The organism is Streptomyces sp. NPDC090445 (genome assembly GCF_044769385.1).
Taxonomy (GTDB): Bacteria; Actinomycetota; Actinomycetes; order Streptomycetales; family Streptomycetaceae; genus Streptomyces.
Genome location: NZ_JBIVXV010000008.1, coordinates 89615 through 111046, shown reverse-complemented (window position 1 = coordinate 111046; position 21432 = coordinate 89615). Strand labels below are relative to the sequence as shown.

General features: G+C 74.0%; 15 protein-coding genes, 2 tRNA genes and 1 pseudogene. 10 read left to right on the top strand and 8 right to left on the bottom strand.

Annotated elements, in window-relative coordinates; all coding sequences use genetic code 11:
• Positions 1-43 precede the first annotated feature (43 nt).
• The 5 genes from ACIQUT_RS19030 to ACIQUT_RS19010 all read left to right on the top strand — a co-directional run bounded on the left by ACIQUT_RS19030 (position 44) and on the right by ACIQUT_RS19010 (position 7590).
• Positions 44-1567 (top strand): peptidoglycan-binding protein, encoded by a 1524-nt coding sequence (locus tag ACIQUT_RS19030; protein WP_403564202.1) that lies wholly within the window; start codon positions 44-46, stop codon positions 1565-1567.
• Complete coding sequence (locus ACIQUT_RS19025; RefSeq protein WP_403564072.1) at positions 1564-4662, top strand: SPFH domain-containing protein; 3099 nt, start codon at positions 1564-1566, stop codon at positions 4660-4662. Before ACIQUT_RS19030 ends, ACIQUT_RS19025 begins: the two co-directional genes overlap by 4 nt.
• A 410-nt stretch (positions 4663-5072) precedes the next feature.
• Positions 5073-5666, top strand: coding sequence for a lytic polysaccharide monooxygenase (locus ACIQUT_RS19020; RefSeq protein WP_403564201.1), 594 nt, complete (start codon positions 5073-5075; stop codon positions 5664-5666).
• Positions 5667-5730: 64 nt separating this feature from the next.
• A complete protein-coding gene (locus ACIQUT_RS19015; RefSeq protein ID WP_403564071.1) occupies positions 5731-7449 on the top strand; it encodes an AMP-binding protein in 1719 nt (572 codons plus the stop codon).
• 67 nt (positions 7450-7516) lie between these two features.
• A tRNA-Lys gene (locus ACIQUT_RS19010) sits at positions 7517-7590 on the top strand.
• A gap of 147 nt (positions 7591-7737) precedes the next feature.
• On the opposite strand, the gene ACIQUT_RS19005 is transcribed toward ACIQUT_RS19010, so the two are convergent.
• Positions 7738-8496: an IclR family transcriptional regulator gene (locus tag ACIQUT_RS19005; protein ID WP_403564070.1), complete on the bottom strand. Its 759-nt coding sequence runs from the start codon at positions 8494-8496 to the stop codon at positions 7738-7740.
• A gap of 229 nt (positions 8497-8725) precedes the next feature.
• Between ACIQUT_RS19005 and ACIQUT_RS19000 the strand changes: the two genes are divergently transcribed.
• Both ACIQUT_RS19000 and ACIQUT_RS18995 read left to right on the top strand, forming a co-directional pair.
• Positions 8726-9916, top strand: a complete 1191-nt coding sequence (locus ACIQUT_RS19000) for an LLM class flavin-dependent oxidoreductase (RefSeq protein WP_403564069.1) — start codon at positions 8726-8728, stop codon at positions 9914-9916.
• Between the two features lie 258 nt (positions 9917-10174).
• A complete protein-coding gene (locus tag ACIQUT_RS18995) occupies positions 10175-11860 on the top strand; it encodes a glycosyl hydrolase family 18 protein (RefSeq protein ID WP_403564068.1) in 1686 nt (561 codons plus the stop codon).
• A 212-nt stretch (positions 11861-12072) separates the two neighbouring features.
• Here the strand turns inward: ACIQUT_RS18995 and ACIQUT_RS18990 are convergent, their stop codons facing one another.
• Positions 12073-12678, bottom strand: a complete 606-nt coding sequence (locus ACIQUT_RS18990) for an ALF repeat-containing protein (RefSeq protein WP_403564067.1) — start codon at positions 12676-12678, stop codon at positions 12073-12075.
• A 218-nt stretch (positions 12679-12896) separates the two neighbouring features.
• Between ACIQUT_RS18990 and ACIQUT_RS18985 the strand changes: the two genes are divergently transcribed.
• Positions 12897-13838 (top strand): hypothetical protein, encoded by a 942-nt coding sequence (locus ACIQUT_RS18985; protein ID WP_403564066.1) that lies wholly within the window; start codon positions 12897-12899, stop codon positions 13836-13838.
• 387 nt (positions 13839-14225) lie between these two features.
• Here ACIQUT_RS18985 and ACIQUT_RS18980 read toward each other — a convergent pair whose 3' ends face one another.
• The gene (locus ACIQUT_RS18980) at positions 14226-16070 is read right to left on the bottom strand and encodes a putative bifunctional diguanylate cyclase/phosphodiesterase (RefSeq protein ID WP_403564065.1); all 1845 of its coding nucleotides are present in this window, start codon (positions 16068-16070) and stop codon (positions 14226-14228) included.
• Between the two features lie 344 nt (positions 16071-16414).
• Between ACIQUT_RS18980 and ACIQUT_RS18975 the strand changes: the two genes are divergently transcribed.
• Entirely contained in the window at positions 16415-17653 is a 1239-nt protein-coding gene (locus ACIQUT_RS18975; protein WP_403564064.1) for a M6 family metalloprotease domain-containing protein, read from the top strand.
• A gap of 67 nt (positions 17654-17720) precedes the next feature.
• On the opposite strand, the gene ACIQUT_RS18970 is transcribed toward ACIQUT_RS18975, so the two are convergent.
• The 4 genes and pseudogenes from ACIQUT_RS18970 to ACIQUT_RS18955 form a co-directional block, all read right to left on the bottom strand.
• Positions 17721-17794: transfer RNA gene (locus ACIQUT_RS18970), tRNA-Lys, on the bottom strand.
• Positions 17785-18370, bottom strand: a pseudogene (locus ACIQUT_RS18965) (hypothetical protein). The gene ACIQUT_RS18970 and the pseudogene ACIQUT_RS18965 overlap by 10 nt, the downstream one beginning before the upstream one ends.
• Before the next feature lie 212 nt (positions 18371-18582).
• Entirely contained in the window at positions 18583-18930 is a 348-nt protein-coding gene (locus ACIQUT_RS18960; protein WP_403564063.1) for a hypothetical protein, read from the bottom strand.
• Between the two features lie 88 nt (positions 18931-19018).
• Positions 19019-19450 carry an NADPH-dependent FMN reductase gene (locus ACIQUT_RS18955; RefSeq protein ID WP_403564062.1) on the bottom strand — a complete coding sequence of 144 codons (432 nt, stop codon included), beginning with the start codon at positions 19448-19450 and terminating at the stop codon, positions 19019-19021.
• A 41-nt stretch (positions 19451-19491) separates the two neighbouring features.
• On the opposite strand from ACIQUT_RS18955, the gene ACIQUT_RS18950 reads away from it, so the two are divergent.
• Positions 19492-19977 carry a MarR family winged helix-turn-helix transcriptional regulator gene (locus ACIQUT_RS18950; RefSeq protein WP_403564061.1) on the top strand — a complete coding sequence of 162 codons (486 nt, stop codon included), beginning with the start codon at positions 19492-19494 and terminating at the stop codon, positions 19975-19977.
• A gap of 103 nt (positions 19978-20080) precedes the next feature.
• On the opposite strand, the gene ACIQUT_RS18945 is transcribed toward ACIQUT_RS18950, so the two are convergent.
• Complete coding sequence (locus ACIQUT_RS18945; RefSeq protein WP_403564060.1) at positions 20081-21430, bottom strand: AAA domain-containing protein; 1350 nt, start codon at positions 21428-21430, stop codon at positions 20081-20083.
• Positions 21431-21432 lie beyond the last annotated feature (2 nt).

Below are 21432 nucleotides of genomic sequence, written 5' to 3'. Positions count from 1 at the left end.
TGGACGGACCCGCATGACGATGCAGCCCCCGACGCATCTGCCGATGCCGACGCCCGTTTTCGAGGAGTACGAGCCCGCAGGCGACTGCGGCTGCCCGGGATGTGTACACCGGCGCCGCTCCCTCGCCGGCACGCCGGCCATAGCGCTCCGTGACGGCGGTCACCCGGCCGCACGCGGAGCGCGCCGGGCGCTGGTGCTGGCCACCGCGGCGGGTGTGGTCCTGACCGGCGGCGCGACCGTACCGGCGGCGGTGGCACACGCCGCCCCGGCCGCCGACCACCGCGACGGGGACGGCCCCGCCTCCCCGCAGGGCGCCCGGTCCCCGCTGCACGGGCGGCCGGCCGCCCCGGTCAAGCCGGGCGGCGCGCCGGGAGCACCGTCCTCGCTGAAGCGGATCGACCGCATGTCGATCATCAGCCGGGCGCAGCTGTGGCTGGACGCGAAGGTCCCGTACAGCATGTACAGCTACTGGGTGGACGGCTACCGGCAGGACTGCTCCGGCTATGTGTCCATGGCCTGGAACCTCGGTACGAACGAATGGACCGGCAGCCTCGACAAATTCGCGACGAAGATCACGAAGGATGAGCTGCTGCCGGGCGACATGCTCCTCTTCCACAACCCGGCGGACCCCAACAACGGCTCGCACGTCACCCTCTTCGGCGGCTGGGTCGACGGGACCCACACCCAGTACATCGCGTACGAGCAGACCCGCCCGAACACGCGGAAGCTGGCGACGCCGTACGGCTACTGGAACAACGCGTCGAAGTACGTCCCGTACCGGTACAACGGGGTGACGGGCGGGACCACCGCACCCGACCCGAATCCGGCGCTCCCGTCGAAGGCCTACCCCGGGTTGTCGATGTTCGGCCCGGGCGCGGACAACCAGTACGTCTACGAGCTCGGCAGGATGCTGATCGACCGGGGCGGCCGCCGCTTCTACCCCAACGGGCCCGGCACGAAGTGGTCCGACTCCGACCTGCTGGCCACCCAGGCCTTCCAGATCGCCCAGGGCTGGACGGGGGCCGACGTCGACGGCCTCCCCGGCCCGCACACCTGGCAGCTCCTGGTCGACGGGCAGGGCAACGACATCCTCCCGACGCTGGAGGCCGCCCCCACCCCGTCCGGCTCCCCGGCCCGCCCGGGCGCGCCCGGTGCGGTGGCCCGTCCGGGTGCTCCCGGCTCCCCGGGCCGTCCGGGTGCTCCCGGTTCGGCGGCCCGCCCTGACGCTCCTGGTTCCCCGGTCCGTCCGGGTGCTCCCGGTTCAGCGGGCCGTCCGGGTGCCCCCGGGTCCCCCGGGGCGGAGGCGGTCCGTCCGGGCTCGGCCGACATGCCCGCCTACCCGGGTGCGGCGGTGTTCCGGCCCGGGTCCACCCACCCGTCGATCGCCGCCCTCGGCCACCGGCTGACGGAGAAGGGCTTCGGCAAGCACTACCCCGCCGGTCCGGGCCCCCGCTGGGGCGAGGCCGACCGCCGCAGCGTCGAGGCGTTCCAGCGCGCCCAGGGCTGGCGCGGCGCCGCGGCCAACGGTCACCCGGGCCCGGAAACCTGGCGCCGGCTGTTCGCATGACGGAGGCAACGATGCACCCCACGCCCACCACCGCCACCACTGCCACCACCGGCACCTTCCACGTGCCCCCGGCCTCCCCCCATGCCCCGACCTCCCACACCACGGGCCTGCTGTTCCGGCTCCCGGCCGACACCGGCCCGACGGTGACCCCGCCGAGGTCGGCGGCCCCGCCCGCAGGGTCCGCCGTCCCGGCCCCGGCCGCGCCGCACGGTGCCGAGGCGAGTGCCGCGGCCGCGCCGGGCGGATACGCCGCAGCGGTGGCCTCGGCGGCAGCGGCCCGACCGGCTGCGCCTGCAGGCCCGGTCCGACCGCAGGACAACGCCCCGGCCCCGGCGGGCTCGGCCGAGCGGCCGGTCGCGGCGCCCCGCGCCGCCCGGGAGACCCTGACTGCGCCGACCGACGACGCGTACGACGACCCGGACCGGTCGGGCGCCGACGGTCCGGCCGCGGCGCCTGCGCGGCCTGTCGGCCCGACCGTCGTGGCTGCGCCCGCCCGGTCCGCGGGCACGGGACGGCCACAGGCGGATGTGCCGGCCCCGGCGGCTTCGGCCGGACGGTTGATCACCGCGCACCACGCCGGGCAGCACGCTGCTGCGGCCGGGCCCCCCGTCGCCGTGTCCGCGAGCCAGGTCCCGTCACAGGCCGACGTACTTGCCCCGGCTGCGGGCGTCGCCGGGCGGACGGCTGCCGCGCAGGCGACCCCGACCGGGCCGTTCGCGGCAGCGGTGGATGCGCAGCGCGGGGCGTACGGCGACTCGCACCGGTCCGGCGCCGAAGGTTCCGCCGCGGCGTCGGCGCGGGCTGCCGGTCCGGCTGTCGTGTCCGCCGGCCGGGTCCGGCCGTACGCCGACGTTGCCGTCCTGACGGGTCCGGAAGAGCGGTCGGCTGCGGCGCACGGTACGGGACACGACCCGGACCGGTCCGGGGCCACGGGTCCGGACCTGCCGCAGGGCGGTGTTCCCGGCCCGGCGGCGGCCGGGCAGCGTGCCGCCGAAGCAGGCGGCGCGGATTCGGCCGGGCAGTCGCCCGCGACCGCGCCGCGCGGCGTGGCCGGGGACGCCGAAGCCGTATCGGTCGGCCGGGTCGGCCGGGTCGGCCGGGTCGGCCGGGTCGCGCTGACGATGGCGTCCGGCGCCGGGCAGGCCGACCCCGCCGGGCACCGGTTCCGGTCCGGCGGCGAAGGCCCGGGTGCAGCCCGGCCCGCCGATGTGCCTGCCGTGTCTGCCGTGCCCGGGTCGAACGGCGTCGCCTCCGTGCCCGTGCCGCCCTTGTACCCGGTCGCCGAGCCAGCCGTACCGCGGGCCCAGGTCCCGGTCGGAGCCGGGCGTCGGGGCTGGGCCGTCGGGGTTCCGGCGCCGCTGCTGGCGGTGTCGCACGGGCGCCCCGCGACGCACGGCGAGGTGCCGGCGGCCCGTGCCGGGGCCGATGCCGCGATCGAACCGCCATCCGCGCCCACCCAGGTCGCGCCCACCCAGGCCGAGCCCACCCAGGTCGCGGTCGAACCGCTGCCGCCGTCGGCCGGGGCCGAGCCGGCCGGGGCCGAGCCGGCCGGGGCCGAGCCGGCCGGGACCGAGCCGGGCGGGACCGAGCCAGCCGGGGGCTCGTCCGGGCAGGATCACGACACGCTCGTCTGCGTACGGGTACCGGCCCCGCCGGACGGCGACATCCCGCACCCCGCCCCCGCCCCCGCCCCCGCCCCCGCTCCCGGCGCGGCCGACGGCAGCGAACCCTGCCCCGGCGGGCCGGAGTTCCCGCAGCCCGCGCCCGGCGACGACCACGGCCCCGGCGACCACAGCCCCGGTGGACTCGGCTTCGGCGACCACGGCCCCGGCGAGCCCCATCCCGGCGGCCAAGGCTCCGGCGAACCGGTTCGGGGCGGTGTGCCCGGGCCCGGGGTCTTCGGCCTCGTGGCGCAGGCCGTGGCCCGCGGTATGCCGGACGGCGCCGCCCCGCAGGACGACGGCGGCGGGAACAGGGACAGAGACGGGGACAGAGACGGGGACGGGGACGGGGACTGCGCGGACGACCCGCCGCGCCGCGGGGTGGCGGTGACGGAGGTGCCGGTGCACCTGCCCTTCCCGCCCGTGGTGGCCGGCGGGTCCCGTCCGGGCGGAGCAGTCCGTGGCACCCCGGCCGCGGACACGCCGCCGGCCCGCCGCCGCACGGCCCGGCCCGCCCCCGCCGGTCGGCGGGTTCCCCGTGGGGACGACCGGCTCAGGGAGCACAGCGGGCCCGTTCTGCCCGGCTGGGTCGGTGGGGCCGTCGGCGCGCTCGCCCTCGCCGGCTGCCTGGCGGTGTTCTGGCGGGCCGGGGCCCTCCCCGGCGTCTTCGAGGCGGCCCTCGGGGCGACCCCCCGCCCGTACCAGGGGCTGCGTCCCACCCACTGGCCCCCGCTCGCGTTCCTCGGGGTCGTGGCCCTGCTCGCCCTCGGCGGGCTCGGCCGCGGCAAGACCGGGCACGCCTGGGTGCTGACCCTGTTCGGCCGCTACCGCGGCACGGTCCGCCGTACCGGCCTCGTCTGGGTCAGCCCGCTGCTCCTGCGCCGCCGCGTCGACGTACGCCTGCGGCACTGGCGCAGCGAGCCGATGCCCGCCGTGGACGCGGGCGGCCTCGCCCTCCAGGTCGTCGTCCAGGTCGTCTGGCAGGTCAAGGACACCGCCCGGGCCGTGCTGGCGGTCGAGGACCACACCGAGTACCTCGCCGAGCAGGTGGAGTCGGCGATGGCCCGGGTGCTGTCGCAGCTGCCGGCGGACGCCTTCCACGAGGACGCCCCGACCCTGCGCGACGCCGAGGCGGTGGGCGATGCGCTGACCAGGATGCTGGCGGCGGAGTCCGAGGCGGTCGGGATCGACGTGTACTCGGCCCAGCCGACGCGCATCGAGTACGCGCCCGAGGTCGCCGAGGCCATGCGACGGCGCAGGGTCGCGGCGATCGACGCCAAGCACCGGGACACCGTGCTGTCCTCGGTCGTCGACGCCGTGGACGACACCGTCCACCGGCTGACGTCGCGGGGGCTGGTCGAGCTGGACGACTACGAGCGGAAGGCACTGGTGAAGGACCTCACCGTCGCGTTCTACACGGGCCGCTCGGAGTAGCCCTCTCCCCGACGCCCCACCCCCTCCCGGCCCGCCCCCCCCACGGCCCCGGCCCGCCGCCCGATCCGGGCAGCGGGCCGGGGCCGCAGCCGTGTCGCCGGCCTCGGCTCCGGTGCGCGGCATGCGGCCGGATGTCGCCGCCCGAGGAGGGGCGGGGCGGCCGGGTCGGCCGTGCGGCAGACGGCGGGTCCGGTCCGGACCGAACGTTCCCGCATTGGTCTGGACATGGCCAACTCCCGTCAATACATTGAGACTTGGTCTAGACCTGAAGCCACGCCCGGTACGGCCGCGGGAACCGCCCCCGCGGCCATCCCACCCGTGCGTGCGCTCTGTCGTCCGAACTCCCCCCACGTTCAAGGAGCATCCGACCCATGCGCCCCATCCGCATGCCCATGCGCCGAACCGTCCGCCTGCCCCGACGCGCAGGCGCCGCCGCCCTCGGGATCGGCGTGGCCGCCGGTTTCGCGCTCGCCGTCGCGCCCGGCGCCAGCAGCCACGGCTACACCGACACCCCCATCAGCCGCCAGAAGCTCTGCGCCAACAGGGCCGTCTCCGACTGCGGCCCCATCCAGTGGGAGCCGCAGAGCGTCGAGGGCTTCAAGGGCTTCCCGGCCGCCGGCCCGGCCGACGGCCGCATATGCGCCGGCGGCCACAGCGAGTTCGCCCAGCTCGACGACCCGCGCGGCGGCGCCTGGCCCGCCACCAGGGTCACTGCCGGGCAGGGCTACGGATTCCGGTGGCAGTTCACCGCCAACCACGCCACCACCGACATCAAGTACTACGTCACCAGGAACGGCTGGGACCCCACGAAGCCCCTCACCCGCGCCGCCCTCGAATCCCAGCCCTTCCTCACCGTCGCCTACAACGGCGCCCGGCCCGCCATGACCACCGTCCACCAGGGCGCCATGCCGAGCGGGAAGACCGGCCGGCACATGATCCTGGCCGTCTGGACGGTCTACGACACCCCGATGGCCTTCTACGCCTGCTCCGACGTCGCATTCTGACCGCACGCCGAAGGCGGGCGACGGGCGTTCAATTCTGACGGCACGTCAGCTACCCTCCGGCCGCATGCGGACGACGACACCCGGCGACTCCACCCCCCACACCGTGGCCGAGCTCATCTCCCGCCAATGGGGAGACCACCGCCCGGGGCTGAAGTACCGCAACCCGGCGGACGGGGGTGCCGTCACCGTCCTCAGCCGCCACCAGGCCGCCCGGGAGAGCGCGGCACGCGCCGCGCTGCTCGCCGACCTCCTGCCGGCCGGGGCCGAACCGCACGTGGGGGTGTTGCTCGACAACACCCCCGAGTTCCCGTTCTGGCTCGGCGCGGCGGCCCTCGCCGGGGCCGCCGTCGCCGGGATCAACCCCACCCGGCGCGGCCCCGAGCTGGCGCGCGACATCCTGCACACGGACTGCCGGATCCTGGTCACCGAGCCCGCCCACCTCCCGCTGCTGCGCGGCCTCGACCTGCCGGGCGTGCGGATCCTGGTGACCGGTACCGAGGAGTACGCCGCCCTGCTCGCCCCGTACGCGGCCGCCGGGCCCGGCGACGGCGCCCCCGCAGCCGCCTCCGCCCCCGGCCCCGCCTCCCGCTTCCTCCTCTACTTCACGTCCGGGTCCACCGGCACCCCCAAAGCCGCCGTCTGCACCCAGGGCCGGCTCGCCGCCGCCGGCGCCTCCCTGGCCCGCGCCTTCTCGGTCACCCCGGACGACGTCCACTACGTCTGCATGCCGCTCTTCCACGGCAACGCCGTCATCGCGGACTGGCTGCCCGCCCTCGCCGCCGGCGCCCCGGTGGCGCTGCGCCGCCGCTTCTCGGCGTCCGCGTTCCTGGACGACGTACGGGCCTTCGGTGCGACGTACTTCACCTACGTCGGCCGGGCCGTCCAGTACCTGCTGGCCACCGAGCCCCGCCCCGACGACCGCGAGCACCCCCTGCGCCTCGGCTTCGGCACGGAGGCCGGGGCAGTGGACGCGGCCCGCTTCGCCGACCGCTTCGGCGTCCGGCTGGTCGAGGGCTACGGGGCCACCGAGGGCGGCGCCTCCGTGCAGCGCACCCCGGACACCCCGCCGGGGGCCCTCGGCCGGGCGGCACCCGGCGACGACCTCGCCGTGGTCGACCCGGACACCGGCGCCGAGTGCCCGCCGGCCGAGCTGGACGGCCACGGCCGGCTCCGCAACGGCTCCGCGGCCATCGGTGAACTGGTCAACCGGGGCGGCATCCGCTTCGAGGGCTACTGGCGCAACCCGGACGCCGAGGCGGCCCGCACCCGCAAGGGCTGGTACTGGACCGGCGACCTCTTCTACCGGGATCCCGCCGGGTTCCTCTACTTCGCGGGCCGCACGGACGACCGGCTGAGGGTCGACAGCGAGAACCTGGCCGCCGCGGCGATCGAGAACATCCTGGCCCGCTGGTCCCCGGCGGCCGCGGTCGCCGTGTACGCGGTGCCGGACGAGGCGGCCGGCGACCAGGTCATGGCCGCGGTCGCACTGAAGCCGGGGGAGCGGTTCGCCCCGGAGGCCTTCTCCGCGTTCCTGGGCGCCCAGCCCGATCTCGGCACCAAGATGGCCCCGCGCTACGTCCGCGTCGTGGACGCCATGCCGACCACCGCCACCAACAAGATCCACCGGGTCGCGCTGCGCCGCGCGGGCTTCCGGTGCCAGGACCCGGTCTGGTGGTCGCCTCCGGGCGGCGGGCAGGGCTACCGCCTGCTCGACCCGGAATCCCTGGCGGCACTGCTCGCGGCGTACGCCGCGCACGGCCGCGCGGAGCTCCTGGAGCGCTGACCGGCGGGACCGGCGGACCTGGTTTGGAGCACCCCTCGGGACCAGGTAGTATTTTCTCTGTCAGCAGGCGCCGCTAGCTCAGTTGGTTAGAGCAGCTGACTCTTAATCAGCGGGTCCGGGGTTCGAGTCCCTGGCGGCGCACCTGTCCTTCGGGCGGCTACCGGTTCACCGGTAGCCGCCCGAAGTGTTTTCGCAGGCCACTCCGTCCCGCCCCGTCCGCTCACGCTCCCTGCCGCTCCGGCTCGCTCCGGCCGCACCCTCTCCCGTGAGGCGCGTCGCAGGGCAGGTTCAGAGGGTGAGCGACAGCAGCAGCGGCGCGGCCTTCCGGTTCAGGACCTCCGCGGCGGCCCGCAGCCGGTGCGCGTGCTCGACGGGCATCGACAGGGCGAGGCAGCCCACCGAGGCTCCGGCGGTGATCGGGACCGCGGCGCACACCGTGCCGAGCGCGTACTCCTGGAGGTCCAGCATCGGAACCGTGGCCGGCTGGGCGTCGAGCCTGGACATCAGGACCCGCTCGTTCACGATCGTCTTCGACGTGAGCCGGGCGATCTTGTGCCGGGACAGGTGGTCGCGCCGCCCGTTCTGGTCGAGCTGCGTGAGCAGGCACTTCCCGACCGCGCTGGCGTGCGCCGCGGACCGGAAGTCGACCCACTCGTGCACTTTCGGGGTGCGCGGGCTGTCCGCGAACTGGGTGATCTTCACCTCGCCGTCCTCGTACCGGCTGATGTAGACCGCCGCGCCCACCGAGTCCCGCAGTCGGTCCAGGGTGTCCTGCAGCTTGTGCTGGAGGGCCTGCTTCCTGTTCATCCCCGAGCCGAGCAGGACGAGCGAGTCCCCTATGGCGTAGGCGCCGTCCGAGACCTCGAGGACGTACCCCTCCCTGCGCAGCATGAGGAGCATGGGCGCGAGATGGACGGCGGGCAGTCCGGTCTCGCGCGCGATCTGTATGTCGGTCACCCCGCCGGTGTGGCGGGCGATGGTTTCGAGCACGCGCAGGGCGTACTGCACCGAGTGGAACGGCGCGGTCGGCTCGGGCTTCAGCGCCACGGTCTCCCCCTACCAGGTTGCTACCGCTTGCGTTACCACGATAGCCATCAAGCGGCCCACGTGGAGCGCCTGTTGATGAGATTGATGGCTCAATCACGTGCCTCTGCCTCGATCTACTCCATTGGCATATGCCATGGTCAAGGGCGTGCCCCCCAGGGGCCGGGAATGCCCGCCGACCCCTCACGGTTCGAGTCCCTCGTACGGATGCCGAACCGAGACGGGAGCGACAGTGAGTGACATCGGGGACCCCGAGAACACCGGACGCGACGCCGGGGGCGACGCCGGGGGCGACGCCGGGGGCGACGCCGGGGGCGACGCCGGGCAGGACGCCGGACAGCACCCCGCGCCCGACCCGGTCCGCGGCATCCGCCACGGCCGCGCACCGGTCCCGCTCTCCGTCCTCGACCTCGTCACGGTCGGCAGCGGCAGCACCGCCCACCACTCCCTCCGCACCAGCGTCGCCCTCTCCCGGCTCGCCGAGTCCCGCGGCTACCAGCGCCACTGGGTCGCCGAGCACCACTCCATGCCGGGCGTGGCCAGTTCCGCCCCGGCCGTGATCCTGGCCCACCTCGCCGCCCACACCTCCCGGATACGCCTCGGCTCGGGCGGGGTCATGCTGCCCAACCACGCCCCGCTCGCCGTCGCCGAGCAGTTCGGCACCCTGGAAGCCCTCGCCCCGGGCCGGATCGACCTCGGCCTCGGCCGGGCCCCCGGCACCGATGGGCGCACGGCCGCCGCGCTGCGCGGGCCGGGCCGGCTCGACGAGGCCGCGGACGAGTTCCCCCGCCTGCTCGCCGAGCTCACCCGCTTCCTCGACGACGACTTCCCCGCCGGCCACCCGTACGCCCGCGTGCACGCCGTACCCGGCCCCGTGCAGGGGCCGACCGGCCGCCCGCCGCTGTGGCTGCTCGGCTCCTCCGGGTTCTCCGCGCGCCTCGCCGGCGAGCTCGGCCTGCCCTTCGCGTACGCCCACCACTTCTCCGCGGCCGGCACCCTGCCCGCTCTCGACCTCTACCGGCAGACCTTCCGCCCCTCGGCCGTCCTCGACGCCCCGTACGCCCTGATCGGCGTCTCGACGCTGGCCGCCGACACCGCCGAGGCGGCCCGCGCCCAGGTGCGGACCGGGGCCCTGTCGATGCTGCGGCTGCGCACCGGCCGGCCGGGGCTGATCCCCACCCCCGAGGAAGCGGCGGCGTACGGATACTCCGACCTGGAGCGGGAGTTCGTCGACACGTGGATGTCGAACGTCGTGCACGGCACCCCCGACGAGGTCCGCGCCGGGCTCGACGCGCTGGCCGCCCGCACGGGCGCCGACGAGCTGATGCTGACCGCCAGCGCGCACAGCGGCGCGGCCCGGCTGCGCTCGTACGAGCTCGTCGCAGATGCGTACGGGATGCCGGCGCCGGGCGCCGGGAGCTGATCGCCACCGGGCAAACGGAGTTCGGCTGGTTTGTTGCCGAAACCTTGCGGGAGCTTGTCCTAAGGCACCCTTAAACCGCTCGTCACCCGGGGTGGCGGGCGGTTTTCCGTGCCCTCGCACGCCTCTGACGAGGGGATTTGCGCGCGAAGTGGTCTAGTCCTCGTTTGGTCCAAACCATTGACGGGGTCCTGCGGTGATCGCTATCACTTCTTCCACCCGAACCTCTTGCCTTCCCCTCCCACTTCCCGGAGGCAGTTCATGCACATCCGTAAACCCCTCGTCGCGGCCGCCGCCACGGCCGCGCTGGCAGCCGGAGCGATGGCCGGCTTCGCGGGGCTCGGCACCGCCCAGGCTGCGGACGCCTCCGCGACGGCCGGCAGCGGCAACGTCCGGATCGCGTACTACGACCAGTGGAGCGTGTACGGGAACGCCTTCTACCCGAAGCACCTCGACACCCGCGGCATCGCGGGCAAGCTGGACGTCATCAACTACTCGTTCGGCAACATCCACCCCACCAACCTCACCTGCTTCATGGCCAACAAGGCGGCGGGCGACGACAACAACCCCAATGCGGGCGACGGTGCGGGCGACTCCTACGCCGACTACCAGAAGTCCTTCAGCGCGGCCGACTCCGTCGACGGCGTCGCCGACACGTGGGACCAGCCGATCGTGGGCGTCTTCAACCAGTTCAAGGAGCTGAAGGCCAAGTACCCCCACCTGAAGATCAATATCTCGCTGGGCGGCTGGACCTACTCCAAGTACTTCCACGACGCGGCCAAGACGGACGCCTCCCGCAAGAAGTTCGTCTCCTCCTGCGTCGACCAGTACCTCAAGGGCAACCTCCCGGTCGAGGGCGGCTTCGGCGGCCCCGGCACCGCCGCCGGCATCTTCGACGGCATCGACATCGACTGGGAGTACCCGGGCTCCTCCGGCGGCCACCTCGGCAACCACTACGGCCCCGAGGACAAGCAGAACTTCACGCTCCTCCTCGCCGAGTTCCGCAAGCAGCTCGACGAGTACGGCGCCGCCAACGGCGGCAAGAAGTACATGCTGACCGCCGCCCTCCCGGCCGGCCAGGACAAGATCAAGTACATCGAGACCGACAAGATCGGCCGGTACTTGGACTACGCCAACATCATGACGTACGACATGCACGGCGCCTGGGACGGCGACGGCCCCGCCTACCACCAGTCCCCGCTGCTGAACTCGCCCGCCGACCCGACCGACCCGATCGCCCCGGGCACCGAGAAGTACAGCATCAAGAACGCCATCGACGCCTGGATCGACGGCGACCCGGTGTACGGCATCGCCGGAGGCTTCCCCGCCAACAAGCTGACCCTGGGCTACGAGTTCTACTACCGCGGCTGGAAGGGCGTCCCGGCCGGCCCCGCGGGCGGCCTCGCCCAGACCGCGACCGGCGGCTCCGGCCCCCGCCCGTACAGCCAGCAGGCCGGCATCGCCCACTACAAGGAACTCGGCGGCATCGTCGACAACCCGGCCACCACCTTCTGGGACGACCAGGCCAAGGCCTCGTACTTCTACAAGGACGGCGAGTTCTTCACCGGCCTCGACCAGAAGTCGATCCAGGCCCGCGTCGACTACGGCAAGAGCCGCGGCCTCGCCGGCGCGATGATGTACTCCCTGCTCGGCCTGGACGACAACACCACCCTCCTGAAGCAGATCTCGGACGCCCTCGGCGGCTCCACCCAGCCCCCGACCACGCCGCCTCCCACCACCACCCCGCCGACCACGCAGCCCCCGACCAGCCCGCCGCCCACCACGGGCTGCGGCTCCCTCCCGGCGTACGCCGCGGGCACCGTCTACACCGGCGGCACGGAGGTCTCCCACAAGGGCCGCAAGTGGAAGGCCCAGTGGTGGACGCAGAACGAGGAGCCCGGCACCACCGGTGAATGGGGTGTCTGGAAGGACCTCGGCGCCTGCTGATCTCCCCCCACCCCGCGCCGAGCGACACCCCGCCCCGCACCCACCAGCCCGGGTGCGGGGCGGAGGTGCGGGACACGGTTACGGGATCCCGGACACCGGAGCGTGTCCACGCGCCGGGGATGCCGTCGGCCGGACGCCGGGAGGGTGTCGGCAGGGGGTCGGGGCTGGGACCGTCCGGCCGGCCCGACCGCCGAACCGGCGGGCCCTCCCGGTCACGCCACCTGGCGTCCGGCCACCTCGTACTGGCCGGTGGTGATGAAGTACCGCATCTCCTCGGGGGTGCCGTCGATCGCCTTGATGACGGCGGCGCGCAGGGCGTCGCTGATGCCGGGGCGGGCCAGGATCCGCGTGATGGCGACGCGGTCGTCCTCGGCGCGGGCCAGACGCAGGCCGGTCTTGAGGAAGGCGGTGCGGTCGGCGGCGGTGCCTTCGATGGCCTTCGTCGCTTCGCGGATGACGGCCTTGCCGGATGCCGGGTCGGCGAAGAGCCTGGTGACGGCGACGCGGTTGTCCTCGTCCTGGGCGATCGCGAGGCCGGTCTTGAGGAAGCGCCGCATGTCCTCGACCGTGCCGTTGAGGGCCTTCTGCGCTTCGCGGTTCACGCCCTTGCCGGACGCCGGGTCGGCGATGATGCGGAGGATCGCGACGCGCAGGTCGGTCTCGGACATCGTGTCGTACGGGGAGTCGGAGGCGGCCCCGGCCACGACGCCGACGGCGGGCGGGGAGGCCGGGCCGGCGGCCAGGGCCGGGGTGGCGAGGAGCAGTGCCGGAGCGAGGGCTCCAGCGGTCAGGGCGAGCGCAATGCGGTTGGTCTTCATGAATCCCCCTGCGGTCGAAACTGCGTCGGCCACTTGCGTGTCGGCGTCGTGATCATCCCAGGAAGGGCGGGACACGCCCCGGCCGTGGACCGAAACATTTCAGCCAGGCCCTGTCGGCCGGTGGGACGCCGGTCCGTGATCGAGGGCCGGTAAGGTGGCGATCTTCGGGGCCGTGGCTCCCGGAGTCTCAGAGGCGACTGCCCATGAACCTGCTCTCCATGACCGCTCGTTCCGAAGCCTCGGTACACCACGTGTGGCGGCTTCCCGCTGCCGACGTGATGCGGGGGCGTCGAGCGCTTTGGTGGAGCGTCGGGCCCGCCGGGGAGCTGGCGGTCCTGCTGGTCCACCGGCGACACCTTCACCGCAGCCACTACCCCAAGGGCTGGGTCGGGTGGCGGCCGGACGTCCCGTTCACCGGAGAGCTGGTCACCGTCGCGGGGCAGGAGGAGCGGCGGATCCCGGTGGAGGACATCCGGATGCGGCCGAGTCACCTGGCCCTGCTCCCGGACTCCCGTTTCCTGCTGGTGAGCGGCCGTACGTTCCGGGACGAGGCCGAGGGCCTCTGGGAGCCCAACGCCGTGGTGTTCTCGCCATCGGGTTCGCCCGAAGCCGCATTCTGCATCGGAGATGACATCCCCGCCCTGGTCACCGACGCCCACGGAGGCATCTGGACGGCCTACGGCGACGAGGGCATCTACGGCGGCCACCCCGAGTCAGGGGCGGGCCTTGCGGGCTGGAACACCCAGGGCCAGGCGACCTGGACTCCCAAAGGGCGGCTGCCCGACCACCCACTGCAAGGCTGCACCGCCGCGACCGAGGGCGAACGGGTATGGCTCGTCTGGTACTCCGGCAGCAGTGACAAGGGCGGCACCTTCCTGACGCGGATCACCCCGTCCACCGGCGACGTGACCAGTTACCGCAGCCCCGTCCCGCGGCCGGACGGACTCGCAGTCCGCGGCAACCGGGCGGTACTGACGCAGCGGGACCACAACAAGCGTTCCGTCGAGCTCGTACGTGCCGAGCTCACCGGCGACACCTGGGCCGTGACCAGCCGCCGCCGGCTTCGGGTGCCCGGGCGGGTCGTCATCCACTGCGGCCAAGGCCGCGACGGCTCCCTCTGGCTCCGCACGGGCGACACCTGGCTGCGCGTCGAAGCATGAAGCACCCCGACGGCACCTCGTGGAGCGCCCTCCCGTCGTGAGGAGCGAACGGCTACGGCGCCCGACCGCCGGCGGAGTGCCCTTCCGTCGGCTCAGCCCAGTTTTCTCTGGGTGTGGTTCCCGCGCCATCCGGTCGCCCTGCTCGGCGTGGTCGGTGAGCTCCCGCACCGGCCCGTCCTCGCCCGGTGGCGCCAGGTCCTCTCTCAGGCGCCGCCGGAACCGCCGCGCATGCGTGTTGGTGACCACCCGCCGCACGTAGGCGTCCGGATCCTCGGCCTGACGCACCCTGCGCCAGGACGCGTAGACCTTGGTCTCCACCTCCTGCTCAACGGAGTTCATGAGCGTTCCCGACCGTTGCCTCCCTGGGGAGAGACCGCCGGCCGGCGTCTACCAGCGGTCGTGGCCGGCGCCCGGGCGGGTGCCGATCATCTCGGCGATGCGCTCCGGGGCCACCGCGCGCGAGTACAGCCAGCCCTGGCCCGTGTCGCAGCCGACGCGCCGCAGCCGGGCCGCCTGACCGGCGGTCTCCACGCACTCCGCGGTGACGGTGAGGCCCAGCCGGTGCGCGAGCTGGACGAGGGCCTCGACGATGGTCTCGTCGGCCGGGTTCGGGTGGGTGCCCTCGTCGTAGCGGAAGCCGTGGACGAAGGAGCCGTCCAGCTTCAGCACGGACACCGGCAGGCGGCTCAGGTAGGCGAGGTTCGAGTAGCCGGTGCCGAAGTCGTCGATGGCGATCCGCACCCCCATGTCGCTGAGGGCCTGGAGGGCCTGCAGCGGGCGGCCCGCGGAGCCCATCACCGCGGACTCGGTGAGCTCCAGCTGCAGGAGCTGCGGGGCGAGCCCGGTCTCGGCGAGGATCCCTGCGACATCGCCGACCAGGTCGGAGTCCCACACCTGGCGGACCGCGACGTTGACGGAGACGAAGACGGGCGCGTCGCTCGGGTGCTCGATCTGCCAGCGTCGGGCCTGCCGGCAGGCGGTCCGCAGCACCCAGCGGCCCAACTGGACGATGGAGCCGTCCTCCTCGGCGATGCCGATGAACCGATTCGGCGTCAGAGAACCGAACTGCGGGTGGTTCCACCGGACCAGGGCCTCCACCCCGCGCACCGCCCCGCTCTCCAGGTCCACCAGCGGCTGGTACTCCACCTCGAACTCGCCGCGGTCCACCGCCGGGCGGAGCGTGGAGGTGAGGGCCTGACGGGTCATCCGGTGCGCGTTGCGCTCCGGGTCGAAGAGGGTCCAGCGGGCCTTGCCGTCGGCCTTCGCCCAGTACAGGGTCGTGTCCGCGGCCTGCATCAGGCCGGTCGCCGAGGTGCCGGCCACGGCCCGCTCCACCACGCCGATCGACGCCGACACCGACAGCCGCTGCCCGGCCAGGTCGAACGGCTCCTGGACGGCGGCCAGGGCGCTGCGCGCCAGGTCCACGAGCTGCTCGGTGCCGGTGGAGTCCTCGACCAGCAGGGCGAACTCGTCGCCGCCGAGGCGGGCCACCAGGTGCCCGCCGGTGCGCCCGTACCCGGACTGGTCGGCGCACTGGGTGAGGCGGGCCGCGACGGCGGTCAGCAGCCGGTCGCCGACCCGGTGCCCGAGGGTGTCGTTGACCGCCTTGAAGCCGTCCAGGTCGAGGTAGCACAGCCCGATCCGGCCCGTGCCGCCGTGCTCGTACGAGGAGGACTCCAGGGCGGCGGAGAGCCGCTCGAAGAACAGGGTCCGGTTGGGCAGGCGGGTCACCGGGTCGTGCATCTGGAGGTGCCGCAGCCGGGCCTGGAGGTCGCGGCGGTCGCTGATGTCGGCGACGGACAGCAGTACGTCCCGGGTGCCGGGCACGGGGCCGAGGGTGACCTCGGTCCACAGCGAATGCCCGTCCGGGTGCTTGAGCCGGCGCGTGCAGCGCAGGCGGGCCTGCCGGCCGCGCAGCACCTCCTGGTAGGCCTGCCAGGTACGGGCCTCCGCGCCGAGGTCCACGAGGTCGGCGGCACGCTGTTCGACGAGCGCGTGCGGTTCGGTGCCGAGGAGGCCGGCCAGGGCGGTGTTCGCGGCGACGACGCATCCGCTGCGGTCGACGACGGCCATGGCGAGGTGGGCGGCGTTGAAAGCGGCCCGGAAGTCGCGCATTTCGGAGTCGGTGCGGGGCGCCGGGGGAGGCATGACTGGCACGGCGGGGTGACGCTCCGTAATGGCCGATCGGATGCTGTCGGCCGCCGAACCGGTTTCGTCAGAGGTTCCGCTCACCGTTGGCTCCCGCAGTGCTCGTCGTGTCCGTGCAGGAAAGTGTGCCGATCATAGAGGTAGCCGTACGGCCCTATCCAGCGGCGTCGCCGGATGGTGGGCGGTGCTTCGGTGTGCTGACGGGCTGTCGCACGTCCTCGCGCGATCGTTTCTGCGCAGCCCTGAGCGGCCTCCGACCTCTCTTGATCTCCCGTGACCGATCGTGACGTTCTGTAGCAAGAGGGTGAACCTGTGAGGTCACCGGCTTGCCGCATCGCTCACTCGTGTGGGGCACTGGAACAGGGCGCTAGTACGACAATCGCCTCAGGGTGGGAGGAGTTGGTACGAATCCACCACGGGAGGTCGATGTGCCGCGACAGGAGACACCCGGGGGAGTGGATCGCTCCCGTATGCGCAGCGCGGCAGCGGCCCTCACCTCCCTGACGGCGCTCGCGGCCATGTCGCTCGTCACGGGCCCGGCGTCCGCCGCCGACCCCGGAGCCGGGCCGTGTGCGCTCACCCGCACCGCTGCGCACCACTCCCTCGGCCTGGACACGTGGAACGGCGCCTACCCGCAGCCCCGGCGCACCCTGGACGCGGTCATGGTCTTCCTGTCCTTCCCCGACCACCGCACCGGCCTGACCACGCAGGAGCTGGCCGCCGACTACTTCCCGGCCACCAGCGACTTCTTCGAACGGGCCTCGTACGGCCGGTTCCGCCTGGCCCCGCACCCGCAGGCGCAGTGGATCACCATGCCCAAGCCGTCCACCGCGTACGGGATACAGCGCGACTGGGCCGCCCGGGACCGGGCCGCCTACCTGCGCGACGCGGTGATCGCCGCCGACCGGGAGGTCGACTTCTCGCGGTACGACATCGTGTACTTCGTCGCGGACCCGGACGCGCCCGGCGTGGACTCGGACGCCACCAAGGTGGTCAACTTCGAGCGGCCGATCCGGGCCGACGGCACGGACCTGCGCCGCATCGTCACCGTCTTCGAACGGCACCCGCCGGACCGCAACGTGCTGGCGCACGAGACCGGGCACGTCTTCGACCTGCCCGACCTCTACCACCGGCCCACGGACGGCAAGGGCGACTGGGACACGTACGTCGGCGACTGGGACGTCATGGGCAGCCAGTTCGGCATGTCCCCCGACCTCTTCGCCTGGCACAAGTGGAAGCTGGGCTGGCTGGACGCGTCCCAGGTGGACTGCGTGCAGTCGGGGTCCTCCCTGCACACCCTGCAGCCGGTCGGCCGCTCCCCGGAGCCGGGCTCCACGGGCGGGACCCGGCTCGCGGTGGTCCGCACGGGGCCCGGCAGCGCCGTCGTCGTCGAGGCCCGCGGCTCCTCCGGGAACGACGGGGACACCTGCACGGAGGGCGTCCTGGTCTACCGGGTGCGCAACGAGGCCCCCTCGGGCGGCGGCCCGATCGAGGTGCTGGACGGGCACCCGGACACGGAGGCCTGCTGGGACCGCTCGGTGTACCCGCCGCTGGCGGACGCGCCGCTGGAGGTGGGGGAGTCGTTCACGGTGCCGGGGGAGCGGATCAGGATCGAGGTGGCGGACCGGACCGCGACGGGCGCCTACACCGTCAAGATCACCACATGACCGACGGGAAGGGCGCCTGCACAACGAAGAAGGCCCCCCACTCGCGTGGGAGGCCTTCTTCCGTCGGTGCGCCGCCAGGGACTCGAACCCCGGACCCGCTGATTAAGAGTCAGCTGCTCTAACCAACTGAGCTAGCGGCGCTTGCTGACGAGGAAGACATTAGCAGGAGGACGGCCGGAAGGAAAAATCGATATCCGCAGCTCGGGCCGCCCGCACGTACGCCCACAGCAGCGTCTCCGGTCCGGGCAGCCACGGGGCGCGGGTGTCGGGGGCCACGAGCCAGCGCGACGGGCCCGGGCCGGCGGCCAGCGGCGGGACGCTCACGGCGTCGCCGTGGCCGTGGCACAGCGGCGCCGGCAGCGGCCCGCCCCACTCCTCCCAGGTCAGCAGCGAGGGCAGCCGGTGGGCGGTCCCGGTGGTGGCGAAGAGCAGCATCCGGCCGCGGTGCACGGCGACCGGCCCGCAGCCCGGCCCCTCGGACCACAGCAGGTCCAGCATGCGGCGGCCGAGGACGACGGGGACGTTGACGACGTCGAAGGCGGTCCCGCAGGGCAGCACGGCCGGGGTGGCCGGGCGGGCCTGCCAGGCGGCGAGGGTCTGATGCGGATGGGCCGAGGCCGACGCGAGCCAGGCGGCGCCCAGCGCGGTGACGTGGGTGGCGGTGCGGGCGTCCTGGGTGGGACAGATGGAAACGGAAGCCGTCGTCAGCGTCGTCATGCCGACCGGTTTACCGCCCGTAGCGATCCGAATTCCAGCGGTCACCGAAAACCCGGACACGGGCGGTGCGCGTGCGCTATGTTGCGCCCCGCATATGCCGCGGGCCGGTCCGCCCGGCCTGTTCCGCCCGGCCTGTTCCGCCCGGTCCCGTTCTGCGCGGTCCCGTTTCGCGCGGTCCCCGCGCCCCTGCGGGGCGTGGTGCCGAGCCGGCTCTAGGCCGTCCCCGGGCCGCCGCTGCGCTGGAGGGTCTCCCCGAACTCGATCATCTTGTGGGCGTAGTCCTCGGTCCACTCCGCCTCGGCCGCGATCACCGCCGGGTCCAGCCGGTCGAACCGCCGCGGATCGGCGAGCTGGGCCGCCGCCACCGCCTGGAACTCCATGGCCCGCTCCGTCGCCGCCCGGAAGGCGAGCGTCAGCTCGGTGGCCCGGGCCAGCAGCTCCCGCGGGTCCTCGATCGACTCCAGGTCGAAGAAGTGCTCCGGGTCCGCGGCGGCCTCCGAGGGCTCGAAGAGCAGGGGCGCGGGTCGCAGCTTCCGCTCGGTCCGCTCGGGCTCTGCCATGCGTGTCCTCCTGCCGGCCTGCTGGACGTACGGGACCGGTTCTTCCGGGCCACCCTCCATTGTCCAACGCCGCGCAAGGGTGCCGTCCTCATGCCGCGACCGGCTGCCGCCGCAGCGCCGCCACCTCGTCGAGGATGCCGGCCGGCGCCTGCGCGGCGCCGTCCGGGGCCCGGAAGCCGCCGGCCCCGTCGACGAGCTCGTGGATCCCGGGGATCGCGAGCGTCCGCTGCGCCGGGAGCATGCCGACCCGGGTGAGCACGGGCCGCAGCATCTCGGCCGTCGGTGCGCCGCCGGTGGGTCCGGCGCTGTAGCTGACCAGGCCGACCGGCTTGCCCTGCCACTCCGCCGTGGGCGCGGGCCTGCCCGGCGGCCCAGCGGGCGACCGCGCGCCGAGGAGGTCGGGCGGACGGAGGCGGAGATGACGTGAAGGCGGGTCATGGCGGGGCTCCTCGATGGCGTAGGCGCAACAGGTGGTTGATGTGTCACCTATATGGAAACGCGCGGATGGGTGACATGTCAACCATGTAGGTGACGTGTCATCGATTTGGTTAGAGTGGCCGCATGAGCGAATCCGGGCCGCGCTGGCTCACCGACTCCGAACAGGACGCCTGGTATGCGTGGCGGCGGATGTTCCCGCTGGTCAACGCCGAGATCGCCCGCGATCTCACCCAGAACAGCGGACTGTCCGAGGCCGACTACGACGTCCTGTCCGTCCTCGGCTCCACCGACGGCCACCGGCTGCGCATCAGCGCCCTCGCCGAGCTCATGCAGTGGTCCCGCAGCCGCCTGTCCCACCAGCTCACCCGCATGGAGCAGCGCGGCATCGTCCGCCGCGAGGAGGTCGCCGGCGACGGGCGCGGGGCCGAGGTCGTCCTCACCCCGTTCGGCGTGGACACGATCATGACCGCGGCCCCGCTCCACGTCGAGTCCGTACGCCGCCACCTCATCGACGCCCTGACCCCGGAGCAGCTGCGCACCTTCGCCGAGGTCGGCGAGCTGCTCCGGGAGCGGATGGGCGTCACCCGAAAGCCCCGCACCCCCCGCTGAAACCGCCCGCCGGGCCGCCGCGGGGCGGTCGGCTCACGGCGGTCGGCTCACGGCGGTCGGCTCACCGCCGTCGGCTCACCGCCGTCGGCTCAGGGCCGTCGCCTCACGGCCGCCAGGACACGCGATGCTCCGCCAGGTGTGCCAGCACCGCGTGGTTGGCCTCCCAGCCGTCGGGGAACTTCGTCGTGACGCCCAGCTGCACCGGCTCCGCCGACGGATGGTCGTCCAGCAGCTCCGCTATCCCCGCCCGGGCCACCACCACACAGGCGTGCCGGTGCCGCGAGGCAAGCACGCACAGCCGGCCCGTCTCCAGGTGGAAGGCGGTCGCGTCCGGCCGGCCCGACAGCGGGTGCAGCACCACCGTCAGGTCGTACTCCCGGCCCTGCAGCCGGTTCGCGGTGTCCACGGTCACCCCGGAGACCCCGAGCGAGGCCAGCGCCGCGCGGACCGCGGCCGCCTGGTCCCGGTGCGCGGTGCCCACGGCGATCCGGTCGGCCGTCAGCGGGACCGGACCCGGCGCCTGCTCGTCCGAGGTCACCGCCCCGCGGTCCAGGGCCCGCCGGACCACCAGGGCCACGGCCCGGACCGCCTCCGGGTCCGTGCGCGGGGTGTGCCGGGCGGGCAGCTCCAGCAGGCCCCAGCCGGCCTCCGCGGCCTCGTCCAGCACCCGGTCCGGGCCCGAACCGTCCGAGGGGACCCCGTACGCGAGCCGCCGCTCGCCGGGGCCGGTCCCGCTGCGGAACTGCGTGTACGGGTAGAAGGCGCGCGAGACCAGCGGCGCGGCCGTCGCCGGGAGCCGCCAGGACACGGGCAGCCGGTGCTGCGGCAGCTGCGGGTTGTGCGCCAGCAGGGTGGTCACCGCCGAGGCCGAGGGGTCGTAGGACAGGCCCGCCCACTGCTCGGCGCCGACCACGCTGAACGGGTCCAGCTGCCCCGGGTCGCCCACGAAGAGGGCCCGCTCGAACAGCCCGCCCACGGCCAGCAGCGCGTCCGAGCGCATCTGGTACGCCTCGTCGACGATGGCGTGCTGCCACGGCTCGGCGTCCTTGACGTACGCCCACTTCGCGGCCGTGGAGATGGTGACCGGCAGCTCGGCCAGGTCGGCGGGCTTCGCCGACAGCGTCACCGACGGCAGCTCGCGCAGCGCCGGATCGTAGGCGTCGGCGTCGCTGCTGTGCAGCCGGCCGACCCGCAGCTCCGGATCCTTGTCGGCGAGCCGCAGCACCAGGTCGTCGACCTGCGCGTTCGTCTGCGCCACCACCATCAGCCGACGGCCGGCCGCGGCCAGCTCGCGGGCGGCGCGCACCACGAGCGTGGACTTGCCGGCCCCCGGCGGGGAGTCGACGACCACGCCCCGCTCGGGCCCGTGCAGCGTGTCGTGCAGGATCGCGGCGGTGGCCTCGGCGGCGGCCGCGCCCGGGTCGAAGGCGGCCGTGGAAGCGCGCTCGGTCACGG